The sequence below is a fragment of the Sphingobium fuliginis genome, from assembly GCF_015074805.1.
GTDB lineage: Bacteria > Pseudomonadota > Alphaproteobacteria > Sphingomonadales > Sphingomonadaceae > Sphingobium > Sphingobium fuliginis.
On the sequence record NZ_CP060035.1, the window covers coordinates 3,222,449 to 3,240,069 of the forward strand.

Genomic DNA, 17,621 nt, shown 5'->3' on the forward strand with positions numbered 1-17,621 from the left:
CATGCACTATGTGAGCACCAGAGGGAGCGCGCCTGCGCTCGGGTTCGAGGATGTGACGCTGGCCGGGCTGGCGTCCGATGGCGGTCTCTATGTGCCGGAAAGCTGGCCCAGCTTCTCCGCAGACCAGATTCGCGCGCTTTCGGGCCTTTCCTATGTCGAAACGGCGGTACGGGTCATGGCGCCTTTCGTCGCCGGATCGCTGGGCGAAGAGGAATTGCGGGAGTTGTGCACCGCCGCCTATGGCCGGTTCAGCCATGACGCGGTGACGCCGCTGGTGCAGCTCAACCACCGGCATTGGCTGCTGGAGCTGTTCCACGGGCCGACGCTGGCGTTCAAGGATGTGGCGCTGCAACTGCTGGGCCAGTTGTTCGAGCGCTTCCTGTCGCGTCGGGACGATCATCTGACCATCGTCGGCGCGACGTCCGGCGACACCGGATCGGCGGCGATCGATGCGGTCGCCGGACGTGAGAAGATCGACATCTTCATGCTGCATCCGGACGGCCGCGTGTCGGACGTGCAGCGGCGGCAGATGACCACGGTGCTGGCGCCCAATGTCCACAATATCGCCATCGACGGCAGCTTCGACGACGCGCAGGCGCTGGTGAAGGCGATGTTCAACGACGCCAGCTTCGCGCGCCGTTTCAACCTGTCGGCGGTGAACAGCATCAACTGGGCCCGGCTGATGGCGCAGGTCGTCTATTATTTCTACGCCGCGGTTCGTCTGGGGGCGCCCGAACGCGCCATCGCCTTCTCCGTCCCCACCGGCAATTTCGGTGATGTGTTCGCGGGCTATGTCGCGGCGAAGATGGGCTTGCCGGTCGCGAAACTGATGGTCGCGACCAACGTCAACGACATCCTCCACCGCGCGCTGTCGGAGGGTGACTATAGCCAGGGGCAGGTGGTGGCGACCGCCACCCCCAGCATGGACATTCAGGTCAGTTCGAACTTCGAGCGGCTGCTGTTCGACGCGGGCGGGCGCGACGGCAGGGCGCTGGCGGAGCAGATGAAGGGATTCGAGGTGAGCAAGGCGATGCGCCTCACCAATGCGCAGCGGGACGGCGCATCGGCGCTGTTCGCGTCGGCGCGGGTCGATGCCGACGCCATGACCATGGCGATGCGCTGGGCCTATGACGCGGCGGGGCAGGTGATCGATCCGCACAGCGCGGTTGGCCTGGCGGCGGCGCGGGCGATCGACCTCGACCCGGCGGTGCCGGTGGTCACGCTGGCGACGGCGCATGCGGCCAAGTTCCCCACGGCGGTCGAGCGGGCCACGGGAATCCGCCCCTCGCTGCCTTCGCGCGTGGGCGACCTGTTCGCGCGGGAAGAGGCCTATGCCAAGCTGCCCGGCACCTTCGACGCGGTCACGGCCTATGTCGCGGAGCGGGCGACGCCGAGGGGCTGAGGTGAACCTTCAGACCCTCATCGGTGAGCCCTGGCCGGACTATGGCCTGATCGATTCGGGTCATGGGCGGAAGCTGGAGCGCTATGGCCGTTACCGCTTCATCCGGCCGGAGCCGCAGGCGATGTGGGCGCCGGCGCAGGACGGTTGGCAAGCCGACGGCGAATTCGTCCCCGGTTCCGACGAGGAGGGCGGCGGGCGCTGGTTCTACGAGCGCCCCGTGCCGGCCGAAGGCTGGCCCCTGCGCTGGAACGAGGTGACGTTCCAGGCGAGTTGCACGCCCTTTCGCCATCTGGGCTTCTTTCCCGACATGGCGCCGGTCTGGGACTGGATGCGCGGCAAGGTCGCGGACAAGGTCAGCGCCGGGGATCAGGCGCAGGTGATGAACCTGTTCGGCTATACCGGCGTCGGCACGCTGGCCATGGCGGCGGCGGGCGCGCAGATGGTGCATGTCGATGCCTCCAAGAAGTCGGTGGCGCAGGCGCGGGCCAACGCCGCGCTGTCGGGGCTGGAGGACCGGCCGGTCCGCTGGATCGTCGACGATGCGGCGAAGTTCGTCGCGCGCGAGGTGCGGCGCGGGCGGCGCTATGACGGCATATTGCTCGATCCCCCCAAATATGGCCGTGGGCCCGATGGTGAGGTCTGGCGGCTGGAGGAGGATCTGCCGGGGCTGATCGCCCATTGCCGGCAATTGCTGGATGCGGACAGCCGCTTTCTGTTCCTGACCGTCTATGCCGTGCGCATGTCGGCGCTGGCCATCGGGGAATTGCTGCGCCAGGCCTTTGCCGATCTGCCGGGCACCGTGGAAGCGGGCGAACTGGCGGTGCGCGAAGAGGCGCGCGGATTGATGCTGCCCACTGCGATCTGGGCCCGGTGGAGCCGCTGAGTCCATTCCGTCATTGGGCGACGGGCGGCTGAAGTTTGTTCCGTCTGCGCGGTCCAGACGTGTCGACCGGCTCCTGCCCGCGGCCGATTAACGCGGTGCGCTTTAGAAACTGGCCTTCAGCCCGTCGATCACGAACTGAGCGGCCAGTGCCGCCAGCAGGACGCCCAGCAGCCGCGTGATCACCGCTTCGATCTTGGCGCCGAGCAGCGCCATGATCGGCCCCGCCGCCAGCAGCGACCCCAGCATCAGCACCAGCGTCACGACCACCGCGCCGATCACCACCAGCCGCTCGCTCAGCCCTTCCGCCCGTGACATCAGCAGCATGACCGTGGCGATCGAACCCGGCCCGGCGATCATCGGCATCGCCATAGGGAAGACCGAAACATCCTCGACCTCGGGCGTCTCCGCGATCTTCTGGGCCCGGTCCTCTCGCCGCTGGGTGCGCTTTTCGAACACCATGTCCATGGCGATGATGAACAGCATGATCCCGCCCGCGATGCGGAAACTGTCCAGCTCTATTCCCAGGACGCCCAGCAACTGCTTGCCCCAGAGCGCGAACAGCAGCAGGATGCCTGCGGCGATGGCCACGGCGCGGATCGCCATGCCGCGCCGCTGGATCTGCGTCGCGCCGGTGGTGAGGCTGGCATAGATCGGCGCGCAGCCCGGCGGGTCGATCACCACGAACAGGGTGACGAAGGCGGAGATGAACAGTTCCGTCATGGCGCCGCGGCCACCCTGTCGTCGATCACCGTTTCATAGCCGGTGCCGTTCCACATGCGCACGGTCACGCGGCGGCTGCCGTCCGCGGCGGCCTCTGCGCTCCAGCTCAGGCTTTCGTCGCGGGGAACCGGCTGTATCCCGCCCGTTTTGCGATCCGGAGGGGGAACGGCCGGCCGGGGGCCGTCGCCGGCGCGGCCGCGCTTGCAGGTCGCGACCTTGCCGATGAGGAATTCGGGCGCTTCACGGGCGCTGGCGAGCGTGTCGCCATGGTCCATGATCCATTTCCATTCGCCCTTCCTGTCCCGTTGCCAGATGGTGGTGAAATAGCCGACCGATCCGTCCGGCCGCTTCCAGCCGCCGGTGCTGGCCGCCAGATTGCCGTCGCAGGACACATAGATGGCCGACGGCGTCCAGCTTACCGGGGCGGGCGGATCGGCGCGGCTCTTCAGCCATTGCTTCGCCAGCACCCGCTGCGGCACGAACATCACCGCCTCGTCCGCCGCCGTTGCGCGGAAGGCGGTCCATTGCCCCTTCTGCTGCGCCAGCCGGTTGAAGGCGAGTTCGGCGGCGAACACGGAACTGGGATCGGGTTGATAACGCATGGGCGGGCGCGCGCCCACCAGCGCCGGCAATGTCAGGGCAAGAAGCGCGGCGCGCGCCTTCACAGCCCCTCCGGCTTGGGCAGTCCGGCCCGCGCATGCGCCGCCACCAGCGTGTTGCGCAGCAGGACGGCGATGGTCATCGGCCCGACGCCGCCCGGCACCGGGGTGATGGCGCGGACATGCGCCAGCGCCTCGGCCGTGGCGACGTCGCCGACGATCCGGCTCTTGCCGTCATCCGTATCGGTGATGCGGTTGATGCCGACGTCGATCACGGTCGCGCCGGGCCTGATCCACTCGCCCTTCACCATTTCCGCCCGGCCCACGGCGGCGACGACGATGTCGGCGCGATGCACCACCGAGGCGATGTCCCGCGTGCGGCTGTGCGCGATGGTGACCGTGCAATTTTCCGCCAGCAGCAATTGCGCCATCGGCTTGCCCACGATGTTGGAGCGGCCGACGACCACCGCCTCCAGGCCGGAAAGGTCGCCCAGCTCATCCTTCAGCAGCATGATGCAGCCCAGCGGCGTGCAGGGCACCAGCGCCTCCTGCCCGGTGGCGAGCAGGCCCGAATTGACGACATGGAACCCATCCACATCCTTGGCGGGATCGATCGTGCCGATCACCGATGCTTCGTTGATGTGCGACGGCAGCGGCAACTGGACGAGGATGCCGTCCACCCGGTCGTCGGCATTCAGTTCTTCGACCAGGTCCAGCAATTCCTCCTCGCCTATGGAAGCGGGCAGCTTGAACTCCATGCTTTCCATGCCCACGGCGACGGTCATCTTGCCCTTGTTGCGGACATAGACGGAACTGGCCGGGTCCTCGCCTACCAGCACCACGGCCAGACCCGGCTTGCGTCCCGTCTTCGCTATGAAAGCGCCGACCCCGTCCGCGACCTTGCCGCGAAGCGTCTCCGCAAAGGCCTTGCCGTCGATGATCTTGCCGATGGTCATGATGCTTCACCCTGTTCTTCGATAATGGTGGAGAGCCGGCCATAGGCCAACGCTTCACCGCCCCCCTTGATCCGCAGCCGCTTTAGCCGGTTGGTGTCGCCCGATTCCAGCGAAATCGCGCTGCGGGGCCAATCCAGCCGCTTTGCCAGCAGCGCGATCAGCGCCGCATTGGCCTTGCCCTTTTCCGGCACGGCGCGGACGCGGGCGCTCAGCCACGCCGCGCCCCTGTCGTCCGTCCAGACGCCGCCGACCTCCTCCCGCGTCGCGCCCGGCGTCAGGCGGACGGAGAGGAGGAGATCGTCGCCGTCCCGGCTCCAGACCGTCACACCAGCCCGAACAGCGGCGGCAATATGGCCTGGCGGATGATGAGAATGCCCAGCAGCACGACCATGGGCGACAGGTCGAGCGCGCCCAGGTCCGGCAGCACCCGGCGGATGGGATTGTAGATGGGCGCCGTCATCCGATCCAGCGCGACCATCACGGTGCGCACGAAATCATTGGAGAGATTGACGACGTTGAAGGCGATCAGCCAGCTCATGATGGCCTGGATGATGATGATCCACCACAGCACATCGAGCAGGATGACGATGATCTGATAGAGGGCGTAGGCCATGCGATCTCCGAATTGATGGGCATTCGCTCTAGAGCGATTTCAAGCCGGATGGAACATCAGACGGCCCGGAAATCGCGGAAAGCAAAGCTGATGGAGCCGAGGGGATGCCCACATCGCCAGCGCGGTGGGGGATTATTCCACCAGATGCAAGGCCCGTTCGGCCAGCGGCATGGATTTCGCCAGCCCCGCCGCTATACCCCGCCCCATGGAATTTCGCGACGCCACGCCCGAGGACGCTCCGCTGATCGCCGCCTGCCATGTGGCAAGCTGGCGCAGCGCCTATGCGCATTTCATGGACCCGGCCTATCTGGCGGGCGGGATCGAGGCGGAGCGGTTGGCGCATTGGAGGCGGCGGCTGGCCGAAGCAGCGCCCACACAGCGGATCATCGTCGTGGAAGAGGGGGGGCGGCCGGTCGGCTTCGCCTGCCTGGTCGGCGCGGATCATCCGCGCTGGGGCACGCTGGTCGACAATCTCCATGCCCTGCCGGACGCCAGGGGCAAGGGGCTGGGCAGCGCCTTGTTGGCCGAGGCGGCCCGATGGTCGCTGGAGCATTTCCCCGGAAACGGCCTGTACCTCTGGTGCTATGCCGACAATCATGCGGCGCGGGGATTTTATGGGCATCGCGGCGGGCTGGTGGTGGAAAATACGGCCAAAGCCGGTCCCAATGGGCGCACCTTGCCGGAGCAGCGCTATCATTGGGCCGATCCGGCGCTGCTTCTCAAGGGACGTTGAAGAGGCAGATGGGTGTGCTCCTGCGCGGGCGGGAGCACATGGCCTTACCGTCCGATCACCGGTGCACCAACGTGCCCGCACCGCGATCGGTGAAGATTTCCAGCAGCATCGCATGCGGCACCCGGCCGTCGAGGATGACGGCGGCGTCCACCCCGCCTTCCACCGCACGGACGCAGGTTTCCAGCTTCGGGATCATGCCGCCGCTGATGGTGCCGTCCTCCTCCAGTCCCTGGATCGCCGCCGGGTCGAGATCGGTCAGCAACTGGCCCTGCTTGTCCAGCACGCCCGCCACGTCGGTGAGGAGGAAGAAGCGCGACGCCTGCAATTCCGCCGCTATGGCGCCTGCCATGGTGTCGGCATTGACATTGTAGGTGTGCCCGTCCGCGCCGATGCCCACCGGCGCGACCACCGGAATGATCCCGTTCTGCGTCAGCGTGTCGAGGATGCTGCGGTCGACCCGCACCGGATCGCCGACAAAACCCAGGTCGACATTGCGTTCTATGCCGGAATTGGGGTCCGCCTCCCGCTTGCCCAGCACCTTTTCGCAGAGGACCAGGCCGCCATCCTTGCCCGAAATGCCGACCGCGCGGCCGCCAGCGCCGGAGATCCAGCCCACGATCTCCTTGTTGATCGATCCGGCCAGCACCATTTCCGCGATCTGCGCGGTTTCCTTGTCAGTGACGCGCAGGCCGCCGACGAACTGCGATTCGACGCCCAGCTTCTTCAGCATCGCGCCGATCTGCGGTCCGCCGCCGTGGACGACGACGACATTGATGCCGACCGCCTTCATCAGCACGACATCCTCCGCGAAATCGCGCGCCGCCTCCGGATCGCCCATGGCATGGCCGCCATATTTCACGACGAAGGTCTTGCCCGCATATCGCTGCATATAGGGCAATGCTTCGACGAGGGTTTCGGCCTTGGCGAGGAGCGCCGGATCGGGGGCGTGCTTGCTGTTCATGCGCGGGCGCATAGGGCACTATGCGCCCAGCCGCAAGCTAACGATCCAGCCGCCGCCCCAGCGCGACCAGCGCATAGATGACGGGCGGCACGAGCAGCGCCGACAGCGTGATCTTCGCCAGCATCTGGCCCAGCAGCAGCTCTTCGATCGGGAACACGCCGTAAAAGGCGATGGAGACGAAGAGCAGGGTATCCGCGATCTGCGACAATATGCTTGCGACCGCGGCGCGCAGCCAGAGCAGGCGGCTGCCCTCCCGCCCCTTGAGCGCAGCGAAGAGGGTGACGTTCAGCGTCTGCGAAATGCCATAGGCGATGATCCCGCCCAGCCAGATGCGCGGCGTGCCGCCCATCATCAGCGCGAAGGCGTCGCGCCTTGCCGGGTCCATGTCGCTGGCGGCGGGCACGGACAGCACGACGATGGACAGCAATATGGAGGCGATCAGCGGCAGGAAGCCCACCTGCACCAGCCGGTTGGCGACGGCGCGGCCATGCAGTTCCGCCACGGCGCTGGAAATCGTCACCAGCAGCAGGAAGGCGAATATGCCTGCCTCCACCGCCAGCGGACCAAGGCCGAACCAGGGACCGATGGCGGACAGCGGCCCCAGCGTCACCTGTTTGTTGCCGAGCACGCCCGCAATGCAGACCATGCCGCCGTAGAAGATCGAAAAGACGAAAAGCGAACGCGCAATGGGCGCGGGATGCGAAGCCATTGCCGGCACTTACCGGGGTTTCGGCGGAGTGGGAAGTGCTTAGAAGGCGGGGCAGCTTCCGTTCGCCCGTTCAGCTTTCCAAAACGCCCTTGGCGGCGCGCAGCCCCGCCTTGCCGTTCCGCGCGAGTGTGCGTTTCAACGCTTCCGGACTCGGCGCGACGAGGAAGCCGAAGCTGACGCAGCCCTGTTTCGTCTCCACCGCATGGTGCAGGCGATGGGCCTGGACGATCCGCTTCATATAGGCGGAGCGCGGGACGTGGCGATGGCCGATGCGGCGATGGACGATGATGTCGTGGAAGCCGAGATAGATGGCGCCATAGGCCGCGATGCCGGCGCCCATCGCCGTCGCCCAGTCGCCCCACTGCCACTGCACGCCGCCCAGCAGCAGCAGGATGGAGGGCATGGCGAAGATCACGAAATAGAGGTCGTTCGCTTCCCAGCGGCCGGTGCGTTCCCGATGGTGGCTGGCGTGCAGGAACCAGCCCGGCCCGTGCATCACCCAGCGGTGCATGACATAGGCGAAGCCCTCCATCGCGGCGACTGTCGCGAGGAAGATGAGGATGAGCGAAAGGGCGGTCATCGGCGCATTATAGGGACGGGACGGGGCGCATGCGACCCTGCTGGCCAAAGAAAAAGGCCGCGACCCTGAGGATCGCGGCCTTTTCGGTCCGTTCGGCCGATCAGAAGGAAGCGGTGATCGAACCGACCACGCCGGCCTTGCTGATATTGTGGCCGGCGGGCGAATAGAGCGACTTGTTGGTGTCCACGTAGGAAACGCCCAGGGTCAGGTGATTCCAGGTGTAGGTCGCGCCGATGTTCCAGTCGGTATATTCCTTGCCGATGGTCAGGTAGCTGGGACCGAAGCTGTGGCCCAGATGCGCCGACAGGCCCAGCGGGGTGTTGGGAATGCTCGTCGACAGATCCCCTGCGACGTAGAGATTGTCTTCCTTGCCGTTGCCGACCGTCAGCGCCTTCGCCTTGGGCGCATAGTTGACGGTCAGCTTCGCCGTGGCGGGACCGAAGGTGCCCTTGACCGAGGCATAGGGCTCGACGAAGTCGGTATTCGCTTCGGCATTGCCGGGATAGTAATAATAGAGGACGCCGACGTCGATGGTGGCTGCGCCAATGGTCGTCGAATAGCCGCCGATCAGGTCGAGTTCCTGATCAGAGCCATTGGCGACATAATCGTCGATCGAGGAACCCCAGGCCGAAACGTAGAAGCCAGAGCTGTGGGTGATGGTGAGGCCACCCTGAAGCGCGATCTTCTTGTTGGTCTGCGAAATGCCGCGGAAGCGATAGTCGGTGACGAGCGCGGCGTTGCCGGTCACGGTGAGATCCGGAGTGGGCTCGTCCTGAGCGAAGGCCGGTGCCGACATGGCGGCAAGGGCAAGGGCCGAGAGGCCGAGTATGGACTTACGCATATGATTTCCCCTTGATGGTATCTGCGATCGTCCCACCTGCGTCATGGTCCCGGATCTCTATCGCCCTGCACGGGATGGACCGGGTTGCCTCAACGAAGGAGGGGATGCCTTTCCCCGCTGCGGCGCACAAGATTTTATTGCTGGTCGGTGAAGTTTGCTGCTGTAATGTTGCTGGTCTGCAACAAAATCAGGCATGATTATGGCACCGGGCGCGGCTGCGCACGGTTTTCGCCGCAATTCGGGACTGGCCGGCTAGGGGAAAAGGGGCGCTGAATCCCGCGCCGCGTGAATGACGCGCTGCGGATAGGGGATGGTGATGCCATGTTCGCGGAACAGCAGCCAGAGCCGGCCGAGCACATCGGACTTCACATTGCCGACGCCGCTTTCCGGGTCGCTGATCCACACCAATATGTCATGTTCGACCCGGTTCTCGCCAAAGGCGGTGAGCCAGACATTGGGCTTGGGATTGCGGAGCACGCGGGGGCTTTCCTGCGCGGCGCGCAGCATCAGTTCCTGCGCCAGCTTCAGGTCGCTGTCATAACCGATGCCGACGGGGATGCGGACGCGGACGTTGCGGTCGGAATAGGACCAGTTCTCCACCTCTTGCGTCATCAGGTTTTCGTTCGGGATCAGATGTTCCTTGCCGTCGCGGGTGATGACGCTGACGGCGCGCACGCCGATCTTGTTCACCCAGCCGAAGCTGTCGCCCACGACGATGACGTCGCCGGGCTTGATCGATCGGTCCATCAGCAGGATGATCCCGGCGATCAGATTGCCGAATGTCTTCTGCAGGCCGAAACCCACGGCCAGCCCCAGCGCGCCGGAGAAGACGGTGAAGGCGGTGAGGTCTATCCCCAGCAGGTCGACGCCGATGAAGAAGGCGGCGACGACCACGACGATGGCGGCCAGCTTCTGCGCCAGCAGCTTCTGCGTGGCGTCCAGTCCATGGGCGCGGCTGATGCTGCGTCCGACGATGCGGTTGGCCAGGCGGACCAGGGCGAACAGCGCGACGCAGATCGCGGCCATGCTGACCAGCCCGAGCAGGGTGACGCGCCGCCTGCCGAGGTCGAGGCCCACGCCGTCCAGCATGCCCGCCACCGGGGCGAAGCCGCCGCTGCTGCCGGAAAGGACCATCACGAACAGCAGCAGGGCGATCGGCAGCACGGCAAGGCGCGCTATGGCGAGGCTGCGCAATATGTGCACGGCCAGCAGCGAAAGGGACAGGGCGAGCGCGGCGCTCAGGATCAGATGGGCGAAGTCCCCGATCGGCCAGAAGGCGACGGCCAGCGCCATGACGAGGGCGGCGATGGCGTGGCGCAGGATCGGGCGCAGATGCCCCGCCAGCGCCTCCCCCAGGGCGCGGAAGCGGTGGCGCAGGCGCGGCGAGGCGAACCGGGCGACGGCGCTGGCGACCAGATGGATGGCGACGGCCAGCGCCAGCGCGACCAGGGGATGGACGATGGCGGGATCGCCCGGCAACAGGGACAGGAGATCGGGCAAGCCCGGCGTCATCCGCGCATGGCCCGGAAGCGGGCAAGGCCCGCGTCGAGATCGGCTATCAGGTCGTCGCTGTCCTCCAGCCCGATCTGGAGCCGGACGAGCGGCCCCTCCGCCTGCCAGGCGGTGGCGGTGCGGTAGCGCGCCGGATCGACGGGCAGGGCCAGGCTTTCGAAGCCGCCCCAGCTATAGCCGATGCCGAAATGGGCGAGACCGTCGATCAGGGCGGCGCGGGCCTTTTCATCGCCACCCTTGAGAACGAAGCTGAACAGGCCGCTGGAGCCGGTGAAATCGCGTTGCCACAGGGCATGGCCGGGGCAGGAGGGCAGGGCCGGATGAAGCACGCGGGCGACATCGGGCTGCTGCGCCAGCCATTGCGCGATGCGCAGGGCGCTCGCCTGATGCTGGTTGAGGCGGACGCCCAGGGTGCGCAGGCCCCGCGCGGCGAGCCAGGCGTCGTCGGGGCTGGTCATCTGGCCGAACAGATAGGCGGTCTGGCGGATTTTCGGGAAGAAGGCTGGGGTAGCCGTCGCCGATCCGATCATCACGTCGCTGTGGCCGACGATATATTTGGTGCAGGCAAGGATGCTGATGTCCACGCCATGGCTGAGCGCCGGGAAGAACCAGGGCGTGGCCCAGGTGTTGTCGATCAGGGTCGCCACGCCCCTGTCCCGGGCGATGGCGGTGATGGCGGGCACGTCCTGCACCTCGAAGGTCAGGCTGCCGGGGCTTTCCATGAAGATGGCGCGGGTGGCGTCGGTGATGAGGTCCGCGATCCCGGCGCCCACGGCCGGGTCGTAATAGACCGTCTCTATGCCGAGCGGACGCAGCATCTGCTCGCAGAAATTGCGGGTCGGATCATAGGCGCTATCGACCATCAGGAGCTGGTCGCCGGGTTTCAGCACCGCCATGAGCGCGCAGGCGATGGCCGCCACCCCCGATGGGTAGAGCATGGTGCCTTCGGCGCCCGGCTCCATTTCGGTGAGGGCGTCCGACAGGCTCCATGCCGTCGGCGTGCCCTTGCGCCCGTAGAACAGGCGTTCATGCGTGCTGCGCCCCGCCGCGCTGCGCAGATGCGCGACATCGTCGTAGAGAATGGTGGAGGCCCGCCAGACCGGCGGGTTGACGATGCCGCCGGGCTGGCCCGGCATGCCCGTCCATTCGGGCTTGCGGCCTGCCTGTGCGATCTGGGTCAGGGGCTTGCGGTCGCGCGACTTGTCGGCATCCTGGCTCATGCGGCGGGGCCGGTCGCTTTCGGCGTGGCCGGGTCCAGCCCCCATTCGGACCAGCTTCCGTCATAGAGGGTGACGTCGGTCTTGCCGAGCAGTTCGAGGCCCGCGAGCAGGATCGCCGCCGTCACGCCGCTGCCGCAGCTCGTAATGATCGGACGGTCGAAATCGGTCCCGGCGTCGAGGAACAGGCGGCGAAGGTCCTCGCCCCGCTTCATGCTGTTGTCGGCATGATAGAAGGCGGAGGAGGGAATGTTGCGGCTGCCCGGAATATGGCCCGACGCCATGCCGGGACGGGGCTCCTTCTCCTCCCCCGTGAAGCGTGCCGCGCCGCGTGCGTCGAGCACCTGTTCGGCCTGGCTTTCGAGGTTGGCGAGAAGATCCTCCTTGGTGCGGACCTGCCCGACGGCGCGTTTCGCAACGGCATTGCCGGGCCGTGGCGCCGGCATGCCGCTTTCCGTCGGCCGTCCCTCCGCCAGCCATTTGGGCAGGCCGCCGTCAAGGATCGCCGCGCCCTTGCCCACGCCATAGAGGCGCATCATCCACCAGCCGCGCGCCGCGCTGTGGGTGGGGCTGTTGTCATAGACGACGATCCGGCTGTCCGCGTCGATGCCCAGCCGGCGGCAGCGCTCCGTCATGAAATCATCGGTCGGCAGCATGCCGGGGCGCGGATCTTCCGCGTCGGCGAGGCTGGGCAGGTCGAGGAACGCGGCGCCGGGGATATGGACGGCCTCGAACTCGGCCCCGGGATCGCGGGGCACGCCGGGAAGGAACAGGCTGGCGTCGACGATCCGGAGGTCGGGCTTGCCCAATTCTCCCTCAAGCCAGTCGGTCGATACCAATATGTCCATGCGTGCCCTTGCTCCCTCGCTCGTTCGGCCACCTGCTTGGGTGGCGCAGAGCCATTCTAGGAGCGGCGGGCAGAGGTGGGAAGGGCCGATTGGCCTTAGCTGGAGAGGTTGAGCGCGGTCGCGCGACTGCCGGGGGTGCGGTATTGGCGCGGGCCAAGGTCAAGGCGGAAGGGGGAAAGGCGCTCGACCGGGGGCGATTGTTCTTCCCCGACGATGAAGACGCTGCCGCTGCGTCCCGTGCCTTCGCGGTCGCCTGTCCAGCTATAACGGGCGTCGAAGGCGATCAACGGGATCAGCAGGGCCCGCTGGCCCATGGGAATGGCGGCGATCGCCTGTGCGTCCAGGCGCATTTCCCCGCTGAGCTTCTGCGTCTCGCCGGGCGCGATGGATACCACCGAATGGACGGGGAGGCCGGTTTCGCCCGCGAAGAATGGCTGGAACAGCGCCTGTTGCTGCGCATCGGCATTGGCGATCAGGCTGCGGACGAGGATGTCCTCCGCCGTGCGGCTGCCGCGATTGTGGAGCGTCAGCCGGTAGCCGATGGTCGCGCCCAGCAATGTCAGGCGGGCGGCCTGCACGTCCATGGCGAGATCGATCCATGGGCGGTCGGCATTGTCCGGCGCGGGCTTGGGTTCGGGCGGGGCAGGCATTGCCCTGGCTTGCGGCGGGGGTGCAGCCGGCACGGGCGGCGGCGCGGCTTCGGCTTCGTAGGGCGGTTCCTCCGCCGCGCCCTGCTTGCGGCGGCGCAGCCGGAAGCGGGCTCCGATCAGCAGGACGGCGGCGACCGCTGCGGCGGCGGCGATCCAGGGCCATGTGGGGGCGGGGGGCTGCTGAGGCGGGCCCAGCGGCGCCGGCGTCGGGCTGGGGACGGTGGCGTTGTCGGCAGGGGGGAGGCTCTGGTTTTCGATGGGGGATGGCGGCGGAGGCGTCTCCGCGGGGGCGGGTTTTTCGGCCGGGGTCTGGCTCTGCGGTGCAGCTTGCGGTGCAGCTTGCGGCGCGCGCTCCGGCCGGGAGGATGGCCGGGTGGGCTGGCTTTGCGGCTGCGGCTGGGCAGGCGCCGGGGCGGCGATGGGCGGAAGCTGGATCGTCGGCGCGACGACCGGCGGCGGCGTCACCGTGGTGGGCGCGCCACGAAACACGTCCAGTTCCGGCCCCTGTGCATTGGGATTGGTCTGGGTCTGCGGCTGGGTGCGCGGCAGGTTGAAGACCGGATCGGCGCTATTTTCCTGCTGGGCGAAGGCAGTCGTGGCCAGCAGCAGCGGCGCGGCGAACAGAAGCGAGAAGCGGAACCCCATGGGTGGCAGCCAAGGCATCCGCCCAAGTGAACCCGCCATGAACGAAAGGCAAGAGAGGCGCGGCGATGACATCTGCCGTGCAATGGCGTAGATGGCCTGCCATGACTGACATGCCGACTCCACTTCATCTGGGCCAGGCCAGTGCCTTGCCTGCGCGTCCCGAAGACGCCGTGCTCGACTATGTGCCCAATCCCCGGCCGGGAAAGCCCTATCTGGTGCGCTTCACCGCGCCGGAATTCACCTCGCTCTGCCCGGTGACGGGGCAGCCGGACTTCGCCCATCTGGTGATCGACTATGCGCCCGCCGCGACCATCGTCGAATCGAAGTCGCTGAAGCTGTTCCTGGGCTCCTTCCGCAACCATGCCGCCTTCCATGAGGATTGCACGGTCGGAATCGGGGAGAGGCTGTTCGCGGAGATGAACCCGATCTGGCTGCGCATCGGCGGATACTGGTATCCGCGCGGGGGCATTCCCATCGATGTGTTCTGGCAATCGGGCGAGCCGCCGGCGGGGCTATGGCTGCCGTCGCAGGATGTGCCGGGCTATCGCGGGCGGGGTTGAGCTGCCCTTGTCGTCATGCCAGCGAAAGCTGGCATCTCAGGAGGCAATGCGTGACCGCGAGGCGAGGCTGGACCTATATCATGACAAACAAGCCCCGTGGCGTGTTGTATGTAGGGATTACCACCAACCTTGCCGTTCGCGTCGATCAGCACCGTCGCGGCATGGGTTCGGATTTCTGTCGCAAATATAATCTGCATCGGCTGGTGCTGGCCGAGGAGCATGGCCGGGTCGATGACGCCATCGCCCGGGAGAAGGCGCTGAAGGCCTGGAAGCGGGATTGGAAGCTTCAGTTGATCGAGCAGAGCAATCCTGAGTGGCGGGATTTGTCCGACTTCATCGCGTAGCGGCCTGAGATCCCAGCTTTCGCTGGGATGACGAAGCTCTTTGTTTGACAAACGAACAACAACATTCGACCAACGACATCATCGGTGGGACGCCCGGCTTGACCGGTGAAGCGAAAGGGGCGATCCCCCTGTCATCCTGGCGCGAACCTTTTGCCGTGCCGTTCCAGCCTGTCGGAGTTGCGAACCTCATGTCCTTTTCGAAGATCCTTCCGCTGATGCTGGCGGCCGCGCCGCTTGCCATGGCGATGCCGGCGCTGGCGCAGACGGCGCCTGCCGGACCCGCCGTGGGCGTGACCACCCAATTGCCCCGTGGCGCCGCGCCAAGCCATTATGCCATCACCGTCACCCCCGATGCGGCCAATCTGAAGTTCACGGGCAAGACGACCATCGACGTCACCGTGACGCAGGCGATGCCTGCGCTGGTGCTGAACGCCGCCGACCTGACGGTGAGCAGCGTCACCCTGACTCCCGCAAAGGGCAAGGCGGTAAAGGGAACCGCGAAGATCGACGCCGCCGCGCAGACCGTCACCTTCGACTTCGGCAAGCCGGTCCAGCCGGGCAGCTACAAGCTTGCCATCGACTATGCGGGGATCATCAATACGCAGGCGAATGGCCTGTTCGCGCTCGATTATACCGACAATGCGGGTCAGGCGAAGCGCGCCCTCTTCACCCAGTTCGAGGCGCCCGACGCTCGCCGTTTCGTGCCGAGCTTCGACGAGCCGAGCTACAAGGCGACGTTCGACCTTTCCGCCGTCATCCCCGCCGACCAGCTTGCGGTCAGCAACATGCCGGTCAAGGGCAGCAGCGACGCCGGATCGGGGAAGAAGCTGGTGACTTTCGGCACCAGCCCCAAAATGTCCTCCTATCTGCTGTTCTTCGGTCTGGGCGAACTGGAGCGCGCCACCAAACAGGCGGGCGCGACCGAGGTCGGCGTGATCACGGGCAAGGGGAATACGGGGAAGGCGCAACTCGCGCTCGACGCTTCGGCGGCGATCCTGCCTTATTATAACGATTATTTCGGCGTGCCCTTCCCGCTGCCCAAGCTGGACAATGTCGCCGGGCCGGGACAGAGCCAGTTCTTTTCCGCCATGGAGAATTGGGGCGCGATCTTCACCTTCGAACGCGCGCTGCTGGTCGATCCGCGCTTCACGTCGGAAAGCACGCGGCGGACCATCTATTCCATCGTCGCGCATGAAATGGCGCACCAGTGGTTCGGCGATCTCGTCACCATGGCCTGGTGGGACGATCTCTGGCTGAACGAGGGTTTCGCAAGCTGGATGGCGACCAAGGTCACGGACAAGCTGAACCCGGAATGGGAAATGCTGCTTTCCCGCGTCAATGGCCGCGAGCGGGCGATGAGCCTCGATTCGCTGGTGACGACCCACCCGATCCTCCAGAAGATCCACACCGTCGATGAGGTGAACCAGGCGTTCGACGACATCACCTATGAAAAGGGTGAGGCGGTCATCACCATGCTGGAGGGCTTTGCCGGGGAGGATGCGTGGCGATCGGGCATCCGCGCCTATATGAAGCAGCATGCCTATGGGAACACCGTGACCGACGACCTCTGGAAAGCGGTCGAGGGCGCGGGCGCCAAGGGCGTGGTGGGCATCGCGCATGATTTCACCAGCCAGCCGGGCATTCCGCTGGTGAAGGTGGACAGCGCCCAGTGCCAGGGCGGTTCGACCATCCTGTCGCTTTCGCAGGGCGAGTTCAGCCGCGACCGGAAGGACAAGACGCCGCTCAAATGGAATGTGCCGGTGATGGCGCAGGCTATCGGTCAAGCGGGCGGCGGGGCGCAGCAGCGGCTGATCCTCAATGGCTCGGCGCAGGTCACGCTGCCGGGCTGCGGCGCCTATATCATCAATGCGGGGCAGACGGGCTATTATCGCTCGCTCTATCCGGAGGCGAATGTGAAGGCCCTTGCGAAGGACTTCACCAAGCTCGCCTCCATGGACCAGATCGGCCTGCTGGCGGACAATTTCCAGCTTGGCCTGGGCGGCTATCAGCCCATGGGACTGGCCCTCGACCTGATCGACGCCGTGCCCGCGACGGCCAGCCCCGCCGTGCTGGCGGAGGTGCCGGACTATCTCGACAGCGCCCATATGATGCTGGAGAGCGACAAGGCCGCGCAGGCGCGGGTTGCCGCCTATGCCTCGAAAAAGCTGAGCCCTGTGTTGGCGACCGTCGGTTTCGACGCCAGGCCGGGCGAGAATCCGCAGGTGCCGGTCCTGCGGTCGGCGCTGGTGTCGACGCTGGGCGGCATGGGCGACAAGGCCGTGGTGGCGGAGGCGAACAGGCGCTTCGCCGCGCTGGCCGGCAATCCGGCGGCGCTGGACGGGCCGCTGCGCAATGTCTGGCTGCGGATCATTGCCGAGAATGCCGACGCCGCGACCTGGGACAGGCTGCGCGCCATGGCCAATGGGGCGAAGACGGACCTCGAAAAGAGCACGGTCTTCGCGCTGCTGGGCGTCGCCAAGGATGAGGCGCTGGCGAAGAAGGCGCTGGACCTCGCCATGACGGACGAGCCAGGCAAGACGACCAGCGCGGCGATCATCTCCGCCGTGGGCGGGGAGCATTCGATGCTTGCCGTCGACTATGTGCTGGCGCACCGCCAGCAATATGAGGCGATGATCGACGTGTCGGCGCGGAGCCAGGCGATTGCGCGGCTGGGCGGCAACTCCGCCGATCCGGCGATGGTGACGAAGCTGGACGCCTATGCGACCCAATATCTGACGCCGGAATCGCGCAAGGTGGTGGATCGCTCCATCGCCGCGATCAAGACGCGGATCGAGACGCGGGCGCGGCTGAAGCCCGCGCTGCTCGCCTGGTTCGCCAGGAAGTGAGA

19 protein-coding genes are annotated in these 17,621 nt (G+C 66.5%); 6 read left to right on the plus strand and 13 right to left on the minus strand.

Annotated features, from left to right (window positions below; all coding sequences use genetic code 11):
- Position 1 precedes the first annotated feature (1 nt).
- Positions 2-1,402, plus strand: a complete 1,401-nt coding sequence (gene thrC / locus H5V43_RS15610; RefSeq protein WP_025549342.1) for a threonine synthase — start codon at positions 2-4, stop codon at positions 1,400-1,402.
- Position 1,403: 1 nt separating this feature from the next.
- Positions 1,404-2,285, plus strand: coding sequence for a class I SAM-dependent methyltransferase (locus H5V43_RS15615; RefSeq protein WP_025549343.1), 882 nt, complete (start codon positions 1,404-1,406; stop codon positions 2,283-2,285).
- 102 nt (positions 2,286-2,387) lie between these two features.
- Here the strand turns inward: H5V43_RS15615 and H5V43_RS15620 are convergent, their stop codons facing one another.
- The 5 genes from H5V43_RS15620 to H5V43_RS15640 are packed head-to-tail and all read right to left on the minus strand — an operon-like array spanning position 2,388 to position 5,173.
- Positions 2,388-3,005, minus strand: a complete 618-nt coding sequence (locus H5V43_RS15620; protein ID WP_025549344.1) for a MarC family protein — start codon at positions 3,003-3,005, stop codon at positions 2,388-2,390.
- A complete protein-coding gene (locus tag H5V43_RS15625; RefSeq protein WP_025549345.1) occupies positions 3,002-3,670 on the minus strand; it encodes a Cif family virulence factor in 669 nt (222 codons plus the stop codon). The genes H5V43_RS15620 and H5V43_RS15625 overlap by 4 nt, the downstream gene beginning before the upstream one ends.
- Complete coding sequence (gene folD, locus H5V43_RS15630; RefSeq protein ID WP_025549346.1) at positions 3,667-4,560, minus strand: bifunctional methylenetetrahydrofolate dehydrogenase/methenyltetrahydrofolate cyclohydrolase FolD; 894 nt, start codon at positions 4,558-4,560, stop codon at positions 3,667-3,669. Before folD ends, H5V43_RS15625 begins: the two co-directional genes overlap by 4 nt.
- Complete coding sequence (locus H5V43_RS15635) at positions 4,557-4,886, minus strand: DUF167 family protein (RefSeq protein ID WP_025549347.1); 330 nt, start codon at positions 4,884-4,886, stop codon at positions 4,557-4,559. Before H5V43_RS15635 ends, folD begins: the two co-directional genes overlap by 4 nt.
- Complete coding sequence (locus H5V43_RS15640) at positions 4,883-5,173, minus strand: YggT family protein (RefSeq protein ID WP_007688568.1); 291 nt, start codon at positions 5,171-5,173, stop codon at positions 4,883-4,885. Before H5V43_RS15640 ends, H5V43_RS15635 begins: the two co-directional genes overlap by 4 nt.
- Positions 5,174-5,342: 169 nt before the next feature.
- Between H5V43_RS15640 and H5V43_RS15645 the strand changes: the two genes are divergently transcribed.
- Positions 5,343-5,906: a GNAT family N-acetyltransferase gene (locus tag H5V43_RS15645; protein ID WP_244968630.1), complete on the plus strand. Its 564-nt coding sequence runs from the start codon at positions 5,343-5,345 to the stop codon at positions 5,904-5,906.
- A gap of 55 nt (positions 5,907-5,961) precedes the next feature.
- Here the strand turns inward: H5V43_RS15645 and argB are convergent, their stop codons facing one another.
- The 8 genes from argB to H5V43_RS15685 all read right to left on the minus strand — a co-directional run bounded on the left by argB (position 5,962) and on the right by H5V43_RS15685 (position 13,869).
- Positions 5,962-6,879 (minus strand): acetylglutamate kinase, encoded by a 918-nt coding sequence (argB, locus tag H5V43_RS15650; RefSeq protein ID WP_025549349.1) that lies wholly within the window; start codon positions 6,877-6,879, stop codon positions 5,962-5,964.
- A gap of 25 nt (positions 6,880-6,904) precedes the next feature.
- Entirely contained in the window at positions 6,905-7,576 is a 672-nt protein-coding gene (locus tag H5V43_RS15655) for a queuosine precursor transporter (RefSeq protein ID WP_025549350.1), read from the minus strand.
- A gap of 70 nt (positions 7,577-7,646) precedes the next feature.
- Positions 7,647-8,156: a sterol desaturase family protein gene (locus tag H5V43_RS15660; protein WP_025549351.1), complete on the minus strand. Its 510-nt coding sequence runs from the start codon at positions 8,154-8,156 to the stop codon at positions 7,647-7,649.
- Positions 8,157-8,256: 100 nt separating this feature from the next.
- On the minus strand, positions 8,257-8,997 hold the full coding sequence (locus H5V43_RS15665; protein ID WP_025549352.1) for a TorF family putative porin: 741 nt from the start codon (positions 8,995-8,997) through the stop codon (positions 8,257-8,259).
- 252 nt (positions 8,998-9,249) lie between these two features.
- On the minus strand, positions 9,250-10,509 hold the full coding sequence (locus H5V43_RS15670) for a mechanosensitive ion channel family protein (protein ID WP_025549353.1): 1,260 nt from the start codon (positions 10,507-10,509) through the stop codon (positions 9,250-9,252).
- Positions 10,506-11,729: a cystathionine beta-lyase gene (gene metC / locus H5V43_RS15675; protein WP_025549354.1), complete on the minus strand. Its 1,224-nt coding sequence runs from the start codon at positions 11,727-11,729 to the stop codon at positions 10,506-10,508. Before metC ends, H5V43_RS15670 begins: the two co-directional genes overlap by 4 nt.
- Positions 11,726-12,574 (minus strand): sulfurtransferase, encoded by an 849-nt coding sequence (locus H5V43_RS15680; protein WP_025549355.1) that lies wholly within the window; start codon positions 12,572-12,574, stop codon positions 11,726-11,728. Before H5V43_RS15680 ends, metC begins: the two co-directional genes overlap by 4 nt.
- A 95-nt stretch (positions 12,575-12,669) precedes the next feature.
- The gene (locus H5V43_RS15685; RefSeq protein ID WP_193666714.1) at positions 12,670-13,869 is read right to left on the minus strand and encodes a hypothetical protein; all 1,200 of its coding nucleotides are present in this window, start codon (positions 13,867-13,869) and stop codon (positions 12,670-12,672) included.
- Positions 13,870-13,970: 101 nt separating this feature from the next.
- On the opposite strand from H5V43_RS15685, the gene queF reads away from it, so the two are divergent.
- From queF to H5V43_RS15700, 3 genes are all read left to right on the plus strand, one after another.
- The gene (gene queF / locus H5V43_RS15690; protein WP_025549356.1) at positions 13,971-14,429 is read left to right on the plus strand and encodes a preQ(1) synthase; all 459 of its coding nucleotides are present in this window, start codon (positions 13,971-13,973) and stop codon (positions 14,427-14,429) included.
- A gap of 80 nt (positions 14,430-14,509) precedes the next feature.
- Positions 14,510-14,773: a GIY-YIG nuclease family protein gene (locus tag H5V43_RS15695; RefSeq protein ID WP_037482640.1), complete on the plus strand. Its 264-nt coding sequence runs from the start codon at positions 14,510-14,512 to the stop codon at positions 14,771-14,773.
- A gap of 188 nt (positions 14,774-14,961) precedes the next feature.
- Entirely contained in the window at positions 14,962-17,619 is a 2,658-nt protein-coding gene (locus H5V43_RS15700; RefSeq protein ID WP_025549358.1) for a M1 family metallopeptidase, read from the plus strand.
- Positions 17,620-17,621: the final 2 nt, after the last annotated feature.